6 protein-coding genes are annotated in these 8449 nt (G+C 69.9%); 4 read left to right on the top strand and 2 right to left on the bottom strand.

Annotated elements, in window-relative coordinates:
* Positions 1–521: 521 nt before the first annotated feature.
* Together HMPREF1138_RS09230 and HMPREF1138_RS09225 are read right to left on the bottom strand one after the other, a co-directional pair.
* Positions 522–1205: a superoxide dismutase gene (locus HMPREF1138_RS09230; RefSeq protein WP_009059061.1), complete on the bottom strand. Its 684-nt coding sequence runs from the start codon at positions 1203–1205 to the stop codon at positions 522–524.
* A gap of 174 nt (positions 1206–1379) precedes the next feature.
* A complete protein-coding gene (locus HMPREF1138_RS09225) occupies positions 1380–2348 on the bottom strand; it encodes a DUF808 domain-containing protein (protein ID WP_009059069.1) in 969 nt (322 codons plus the stop codon).
* Positions 2349–2426: 78 nt separating this feature from the next.
* Between HMPREF1138_RS09225 and HMPREF1138_RS09220 the strand changes: the two genes are divergently transcribed.
* From HMPREF1138_RS09220 to HMPREF1138_RS09205, 4 genes are all read left to right on the top strand, one after another.
* Positions 2427–4142, top strand: coding sequence for a methyltransferase (locus HMPREF1138_RS09220; protein WP_009059067.1), 1716 nt, complete (start codon positions 2427–2429; stop codon positions 4140–4142).
* A 164-nt stretch (positions 4143–4306) separates the two neighbouring features.
* Positions 4307–5701 (top strand): SWIM zinc finger family protein, encoded by a 1395-nt coding sequence (locus HMPREF1138_RS09215; protein ID WP_009059063.1) that lies wholly within the window; start codon positions 4307–4309, stop codon positions 5699–5701.
* Positions 5698–8139 (top strand): DUF6493 family protein, encoded by a 2442-nt coding sequence (locus tag HMPREF1138_RS09210; protein ID WP_009059065.1) that lies wholly within the window; start codon positions 5698–5700, stop codon positions 8137–8139. The genes HMPREF1138_RS09215 and HMPREF1138_RS09210 overlap by 4 nt, the downstream gene beginning before the upstream one ends.
* Positions 8136–8449, top strand: a 314-nt coding sequence (locus HMPREF1138_RS09205) for a hypothetical protein (RefSeq protein ID WP_039937795.1), incomplete at its 3' end; no start/stop codon positions are given. The genes HMPREF1138_RS09210 and HMPREF1138_RS09205, both read left to right, overlap by 4 nt.

The raw sequence follows: 8449 nt of genomic DNA, 5'->3' as shown, positions 1-8449 counted from the left end.
AAATCCCAGCGCTACCGCCACCGCCGCCCGGCCCCGATGGGGCCGGGCGGCGTTGTCATGCCCGAGTGGTGTGTGTCCGGGGCGTGCTTTGTGTGCCCGAGTGGTGTGTGTCCGTGGGCGGCTTTGTCATGCCCGTCGGCTCTTCTGTTTGAAGTACCGCAGTGGTTCCCCAGCAATGTCGCACGTAATTCCCCCGCGACTGCTTCAAACATTGAATCGTGGTCGTTGGAATTGCAACGTTTGTGGCCTATCTCGAAAAATGACCGAGTTAAATTACGTGCGACTTTTGGAGGGGTGGTTACCGCCGTCGCTTTCGGGCACCTCTACCGGCCGCGGGCGGCTCTGTCAGGCCTGTCCCTTCTCAGGCTAGCCCCTTCTCAGGCCCGCCCCTTCATAGGCCCTGCCCCTCTGCATCTCCAGGGATGCAGGAGAGGCGGAACCCCGAAGGGTCCCGCCTCTGCTGCGTGTGTGTAGTTGTGGTGGACGCGCGACCAGCGCCCAGGCCTCGTCACGAAGAATGCTTAGTTCTTCCACCAGCCCTTGACGGTGTCGATGGCCTGCGTGCCCAGGTCGGACAGCGCGGAGTGGGCGTTCACCAGGCCGGAGGACAGGCGGGCGGCCTGGAAGCGAGACGCGACGTTCTCCCAGTTCACCAGGTTCCACCAGGCCTTGACGTAGTCGGCCTTGACGTTGAGGTAATCCAGGTAGAAGGCGTGCTCCCACATGTCGATCATGAGCAGCGGAACGGTCGCGACAGGGATGTTGCCCTGCTGGTCGGTCATCTGGTAGGTCACGAGGCGCTTGCCGACAGTGTCCCACGCGAGGACGGCCCAGCCGGAACCCTGCAGGCCCAGGGCGGCGGCGGCGAACTGAGCCTGGAAGGACTCGAACGAGCCGAAGAACTCGTCGATGGCGGCGCCGAGCTCGCCCTCGGGGCGCGAGGCGCCCTCGCCGGTCATGTTCGTCCAGAAGATGGAGTGGTTGGTGTGACCGCCCAGGTTGAAGGCCAGGTTCTTCTCCCACAGGTTGATCGCGGCGAAGTCGCCGGACTCGCGGGCGGCGGCCAGCTTCTCCAGCGCGGCGTTCGCGCCGGCCACGTAGTTCGCGTGGTGCTTGTCGTGGTGCAGCTCCATGATGCGTCCGGAGATGTGGGGCTCCAGTGCGGAGTAGTCGTAGGGCAGGTCGGGCAGGGTGTAGACGGTCATGATGCTCCTCCTGGGCGTCGTCGTCGTTTGACTGTTGACTCCAAGGGTAGTACTTAAGTCCCGGTTTGCGTAGGGGGTTTGTGTCACCTTTCGCGGATCGCGATCAACGACGAGGCCGGGGCTGGGGAACGCGATCGCGCATCCTCAGCCCCGGCCTCGTGAAACGACAGACGATCAGGCCCGAGCGCGCACGCGGCGCACGAGCGCGGAAGCCCCGACGACGAGCCACGCGATGACGGCGCCAAGGATGACACCGAAGACGCCGGACAGGAGTGTCTCGACCAGCCAGGTCACGAATCCGCCTGCGCCGGACACCGCGTGCTCGGCGGCCTCGAGGACGTGGTGGAAGACGGGAACGCCGACCTCGGCGAGGTTCACGATGACCAGGTGACCGCCGACCCACAGCATCGCGACCGTGCCGACGACGCCGATCACGCTGAAGACGTGCGGCATGACGCGAACGATCGTGCGGCCCACGTTGTCGACGGGGCCGGGCCGGTTGTCCTCGGGCTCGAGGGCGCCGCGCGCCAGGCGCACGCCGACATCGTCGGCCTTGACCAGCAGGGCGACGAGGCCGTACACGAAGAACGTCATGAAGAAGGCGACAGCGATGAGGACGGCGACGCGCATCGCGCCGTGCTCATTCGATAGGCCGGCCATGGACACGAGCATGATTTCGGCGCTGAGGATCAGGTCGGTGCGGGTCGCGGAGGACACGATGGACTTCTCGAGCTCCTCGGCGGACGCAGCGCCGCCCTCCTCGTGGCCCTCGTGGTGTCCGGGCAGCCAGCCGAGCTTCTCGAGGACCTTCTCGCCGCCCTCGAAGCACAGGTACGCGCCGCCCACGACCAGCAGGAACGGCAGGAAGTGGGGGGCCAGCCACGTGAGCAGGAGCGCGATCGGCAGGATGATGAAGAGCTTGTTGATGAGGGAGCCGCGCGCGATCTTGCCGATGATGGGTAGCTCGCGGTCCGGGCTCAGGCCCGCCACGTACTGGGGGGTGACGGCCGTGTCGTCGATGACGACGCCCACCGCCTTCGACGAGACCTTGACGGCGCCAGCCGCGACGTCGTCGACCGACGAGGCCGTGACCTTCGCGAGGGTCGCGATATCGTCGAGCAGGGCGACAAGTCCTCCGGACATGGGTTTCCTCCTCTGAGCTGGTCGTGGGGATCCTGGTTGGGTACCCGCGCATTGTACTCATGGGGATAGTCTTGAGGCATGACGACTTCCGTACCCGTCCCCGCCCTCGATCGTGACCTCATCGCGCGCCTGCGCTTCGACGTTATCGCGTCGAGATGGACCATCGACACCTTATCGGCGCTGCTGAGCGCCGACACCTTGGCCGCCCTCATGCGCGACTCGCGTCTGCCCGCCCTCGTTGAGCTCGCGGGCGTCGCAGACCCGGCGGCCACCCTCACGCGCTTCTTCATTCTCGGCCAGCCCGAGAGGGCGTCGGCCCTCGCCGGGGCGCTCCCGACGCTTGGGGCGCAGGGCCTGGAGACCCTCGGCCTGGCGGCCGTCATCGACGAGGCCGAGGCCGCCTCCGGCCTCGTCATGCCGCGCGCGTGCGCCAAGCCCACGTCAACGTCCGCGCCCACGCGGGAGCGCGCCGAGGCGGGAGAGGATGGGGAGGCCTCGTCCCGGGAGGCGCCCACCCTGCCGACGATGCGGGACCCCGACGAGGAGGCTCCCGAGTCCGAGGTCGAGCACGACCCCTGGATGCGCGCGCTCTTCGACCTGCGCCCACACGCGGCCGCGCTGCCGGGTGGGGACCACGACTGGTGGGTGACCTCGGACCTGGGGGAGGCGCAGACCGGCAGGCCGCTGGCCGATGACCACGTGCTCGGCATCGGCGGGGCGACCCTGACGCTCCTGGAGATGACGGTGCGCGATCGGGTTGACTCGGCCCTGGATCTGGGCTGCGGGTGCGGCATCCAGGCCCTGTACTTGGCGACGCATGCCGACCGCGTGGTGGCGACCGACCTGTCGGCGCGGGCTTGCGCGCTCACCCAGTTCAACGCTGCCCTCAACGAGACGGTCATCGACGTGCGCGAGGGGTCCCTCTTCGAGCCGGTCGCCGGTGAGGCTTTCGACCTCATCGTCTCCAACCCGCCCTTCGTGATCACGCCCGACAGCGTGCGCGGGACGGCCGGCCTGCTCGAGTACCGCGACGGCGGCATGGATCGCGACAACCTGATCCGGGCGGTCCTGCGTGAGGCTCCCGCCTACCTGGCGCCCGGGGGCACGCTGCAGATGCTCGCGAACTGGGAGATTCCCGCGAGCCGCAACCCGGACACGCAGTGGTCCCGGCGCGTCGATGCCTGGCTAGAGGGCCTGCCGGTGGACGCGTGGGTGGTCCAGCGTGACGTCCTCGATCCCGCGCGCTACGTGGACATGTGGATCCGTGACTCAGGCGGCCAGCTGATGGCGCGCGCCGACTACGATCGCGCGTTTACGTCGTGGCTGGTGGATTTCCGTCGCGCGGGCACGGGCGCGATCGGCATGGGTTTCGTGGCGCTGCGCAGGCTCGACGAGGCCGAGGCCGCCTCGGGTGGGGTTCGCGCCTACGACCTGTCCCTCGATGGGCACGCCCCGCGCGGGCGCGACGTGGCGTGGGCGCTGGCCTCCCTGCGCGCCCCTCAGCTGTGGGACACAGCGCTCACGCGTGCGTCGGATGTGCGCGAGGAGCGCCACTACGTGCCGGGTAGCCCGGATCCGGAGCTGTTGATCCTGCATCAGGGTGGGGGGCTGGGCCGTTCCGTGCCGGTCTCGTCGGCCGTGTCCGCGGTCGTGGGGGCTTCGGATGGGGAGTTGACGGTCGGGCAGATCGCGTCGGCCGTCGCGATGCTCACCTCGGTTGAGGTGGAGGATGTACGCGCCGAGGTCGAGGCTCCCCTGCGCGACCTGATCCGCTGGGGGTTCTTGACGTACTGAGCGCTGTTGCGTGCGGGGGCGGCCGCGGCGCCCTGGCCGCATCGGGTGGGCTGTGTGGTGTCGTTTCGGGCGTGTTGCGAGCGTGGGTGCGGGTGGGCGCGAAGTCGGCTCCAGATGTGGGGGCCCTGTGTTAGCCTGGCGCCACACTCACGCGAAGGAGCGACATGGACTACGAGCTGGCCTACCGCTACGGTGTCCCCTCGCGCCTGGATGAGGGCGCGGGGCTTGCGCTGGCGACATCGGGAGGGTCCACCCCCGAGGGGGAGGCGGCGCGCCCCTATTTCTTCTCGGGCTTCATGGAGCGCCCCGACGTGGTGGCCGCCGGCCTACTCGCGGTCGCGCGCGTGGCGCGCACCCGCTTTTACGTGCCGCCCGGCATGGTTCCCACCCCCGGTGGGGGATTGACGCGGATCGGGATGCTCGACCCGGTGGTCACCAGCACGGCGGAGGGCCTGCGCTTTGAGTCTTTTAGCGTCTGCTGCGGCGTGTACGCGCGGCTCGACGTGCAGGCCTCGGCCCTGGACGCCACTCACTGCGCGGTCGGCGTGACCAACGTGGACGTGAACCAGCCGCTGCGCGCCGCCCTGGCGTCCCTGCGAGCGGGGGAACCCCTGCACCTGGGCGTGGGCGAGGAGGGGCTGACGGCCACGACCTTGGACGAGGAAGTCACGGAGGAGAAGGTGCCGCTGTCCTTGCGCTGGCTCAAGGGCTTCGCGGAGACGCAGATGCTTTCCTCGGCGATGATGCCGCTCCACGTGTTGAATACTGCGCAGGCGCGCGCCTTCGTTCGAGGCCTGCCCAGGTCCAGCGCGACGGGCACGGTCATGTGGGCGGGGCGTGCTGTGCGCGGCCTGCGCCTGGGGACCAGGCCCGCTCCGGGGGCCGCGTGCGTCGCCGGGCCCGAGCGCCTGCGCGTGTTCGAGCCGCTCCTGCACCTCATTACTTCGCTTGAGGCCTACGGATCTCACGTGGACGCGGGCAGCGAGCCGGTCGCCTCCCTGTGGGTTGCCTGCCTGCCCGGCGCGCGCCTGAGCGTGGGGCTCAGCCCCGCTAAGTCCCGCGGATTCTCGGGGGAGGGCGCGGTCCTGGCCTCCCTGGGGGACCCGCGCGTCGAGGAGGACGCGGACATGCTCTCCGCCCTGCTCTCCTTCGAGCCGCGCATCGACACGCAGCTCATGGCCGCCCGCTCTGGCCTGGCCCCCGACCGGGTGGCCGGCGGCCTGGCGCTCCTGGCCTCGAGCGGGCAGGTCGGCTTCGACGTCACCGAGGGCGCATACTTCCACCGTCCCCTGCCCGTGCGCGCCGACGCGCTCACCGCCATGCACCCGCGCCTGGCCGGGGCGCGCACGCTCATTGAGCGCGGCGCGATCACACGGGAGGAGGGCGCGCGATTCCGCGTGTCGTCGGGTGCGAACCGCTACCGCGTGGAGGTACCTGCCGACCCCTACGCCATCGGTGAGTACCGCTGCACCTGCCCGTGGTGGATGAAACACAGGGGCGGGCGCGGTCCCTGCAAGCACGTCCTCGCCGTTTCCCTGCTCCTGAAGGAGGAATCGTGAGCACCATCCGTTGGCTGCCCGACACCCTGGATGAGTGCATGGACTTTTGGAGGCTCCACCTGTGGGTCCGGCAGCACCCGGGCCTGTGGACGCTCGACCAGGTCTACGCGCGCATGCTGGAAATCAACGACGGCCCGCCCACGGATGCTGACCTGGCCGTGAGCACCCGCCTGTCCGATCCGTGGATGGACGGCATCGGCTTCCTGCGCCTGGCGGAATTGAAGGGGGACCTGGCCCTCGAGCATGACGAGCGATTCCTGACGGCGCTCATCGGCCTCGAACCCGGGCTGCAGCTGCCCCTCATGCGCGCCGATCGGGAGCTGCGCGAGGAGCTGGTGTGGGGGATGCTGCGCCAGGAGGGTAACCGCGGCGTATCACTGTCCTCCTCCGACCGTTCTGCCACCATGGGCTCGGGGCGGGCGCCCGGCTGGTCGCGCACGCTCGCTGCCTGCGCCGACGAGGGGCTCATCGACCGGGATCGCCTCATCGACGCCCTCCTCGACATGCTTGCCGCTGACCTGCCTTCCGCGCGCGCCGGCTGGCATTCGCGCACCCTGCGCCTGCTTGCCATGACCCTCGACGAGGCCGAGGCCCGTCAGGGGGCCCTGTGCGCCCTCATGTCCTCTCCCGTCGGGCCGACCGTCACCCTGGCGGTCCGGCAGCTGACCGCCCTCTCGAAGGCCGGGCGACTCGACCTGGAGCTCTTTGCTCGCAGCTGCGAGGGGGCGCTCATGGGGTCGAAGGCGAACGCCCTGCGCGTGCTCGGGGTCCTGCGTGATGGCCTCGGCGCCGTGGAGGGCACGGACCTCGAACCCCTGCTCGGCGTCGCCCTCTCCTTCCCGGACGCGCAGGTGCAGCGGGCGGCGCTGGGGCTGGCGCGCGATAACGTGACCGCCAGCCTCCTGACGCGCGAGAGCGTCGCCGCCATCGTGCGTCTGGCCGACCTGGATCCGCTGGTCGTCCCCGAGGCGCGCGAGTTCGTGTCCGTCGGCGCGGTGGGTGACCGGCCCGACCCCGGCCTCGTGCCAGAAACCCGGGACGAGCCGGGTTCCTTCCTGCCGCCTCCCCGCGAGGTGGGCGACCTGGTTCCCATGAGCGCCGAGGACGTGGTTGGGCGGGTCGGCGTCCTGGCCGAGAAAGCGCAGATGGGGCTCGAATACGAGGCGCTGCTCGCGTTCCTGGCATCCCCAGAGTTCACCCCGGACGCGCTGGAACCGTTGCGCCCGCTCGTGCGGCACCTGACCACGCGCAGATTCGGGTACGAGCGCATGCTCGGATCTCTCCTGCAGATAGCCCTCGATGGGGGAGGGGAGGGCGCGGAGAACCCGCTGGCCGCTGGCACCGCCTGGTTGGAATCGGAAAATATGCCGACCCTTCTGCGAGAGCGCATCATCGAAGTTGTGGGCCTGGTCGAGTGTGGACGGCGCTACCGCCTCCTGGCCACGCCCACCGACGACCGGGGAGCCGTGAATCCCCTGACGCTCGTGCGCCGCGCCCTGGACAACGGGGACGCCGCGCCTCTTCCCGCGGACCTCACCCAGGCGCTGCTGCGCGTGGACGTCGAGCACCCGGACTGCGCGGCCGCGCTCGCGCTTGTGGAGGAACAGGAGGCGGAGCTGCCCGCCGCGGCCCGCATCCGCCTCGCGCTCACGGGTGCGGTGCGCAGACGGGCCGAGGGCTACCTGTCCTCCCTCTCCGTTGCGTGGGAGGGGCACCCCGCCTACGAGTCGCGCAGCGGGAAGCCGAAGGTCGCGCGTGACGGCTCGCCCGTCTACGCGTTCTTTACCCCGCGCGTCGTCGGCGCAGATACGGGCGCGACAGGCCCTGAGCTGGGCGCGCTCGCGGATATTGCGAGCGCCTCGGGTGATTTTACTGCCCACCGATATCTCTACCCTGCGTCGGTGCGTCACTTCGCCGTCTGCCTGATCGCCTCGCAGTGGTATGTGCTTGACAGTACACAGCTGACCGCTGACTGCTATCGGGCCCTGTGTGAGCACGGCGGGCGCTGGGATTCGCTGTCTGCGGGGCTCCTCGGCCAGGCGATGGGCGAGCGCGAGGTCGAGTCGCGCGCGCTCGGCGTCGAGGCCCTGGCCGCCCTGGTGGCGCGCGGGGATCTCGCCTTTGACCAGGCCGTGGCCGGTTTTGAGGCCGTGGCACACACCGTGAAACTGAACCGGTGGGCGCAGGCGTTCCAGGATCTGGGGAACGTGGACCCTCGCCTCGCGCTGGACCTGGCGCTCGCGCTGCTCCCCGGGCTTGAGCGCGGGCGCACGGGCATCGGGCAGCTGCTGGGCGTCGTCACCGCGCAGTACGCGCGGGCGCAGGCTGAGGGGTGGGCGCCGCCGCTCGGCGAGGATCTCGTCGGCTGGCTTGGCCTTTTCCGAGGCTCCTCACAGGCCGCCAAGTATGCGCGCACGCTGAAGGAGATGAGCCAATGAGTTCGCCGATGACGCTCCCCGCCCGCAGGGCGGCCCTCAAGGGCCTCCTCGCATCCGGGGAGAGCGCCATCGACGCCTACGAGCGGGTGCTGGAAGGGGCCTCGGAGAAAGATCGGCGCTCCCTGTTCAAGTCCGTGCCCTTCGCGCGCCTCGTCCCGTCAGCCGTCGAGTGGGAGTGGGACGCGGTCCCAGAGGACACGGTGCGCATGTGCGCGTTCCTGCGCGCCGCCCTGGCCGGGAGCGATGACGCCGGCGACGACTACGGTGCCCGGTGGTCGGGCCGCCGCGGCGGTGACCCGCGCGAGGGGGC

This window comes from Actinomyces sp. ICM58 (assembly GCF_000283035.1).
In the GTDB taxonomy this organism is placed as follows: Bacteria; Actinomycetota; Actinomycetes; order Actinomycetales; family Actinomycetaceae; genus Pauljensenia.
This window is presented reverse-complemented; position numbering and strand designations above follow the sequence as displayed.

What these genes read in the sequence shown, in the direction of transcription:
- HMPREF1138_RS09220 (WP_009059067.1), top strand. Translation starts at nt 2,427, where the DNA reads ATGACGACTTCCGTACCCGTCCCCGCCCTCGATCGTGACCTCATCGCG.
- HMPREF1138_RS09215 (WP_009059063.1), top strand. Translation starts at nt 4,307, where the DNA reads ATGGACTACGAGCTGGCCTACCGCTACGGTGTCCCCTCGCGCCTGGAT.
- HMPREF1138_RS09225 (WP_009059069.1), bottom strand. Translation starts at nt 2,348, where the DNA reads ATGTCCGGAGGACTTGTCGCCCTGCTCGACGATATCGCGACCCTCGCG.
- HMPREF1138_RS09230 (WP_009059061.1), bottom strand. Translation starts at nt 1,205, where the DNA reads ATGACCGTCTACACCCTGCCCGACCTGCCCTACGACTACTCCGCACTG.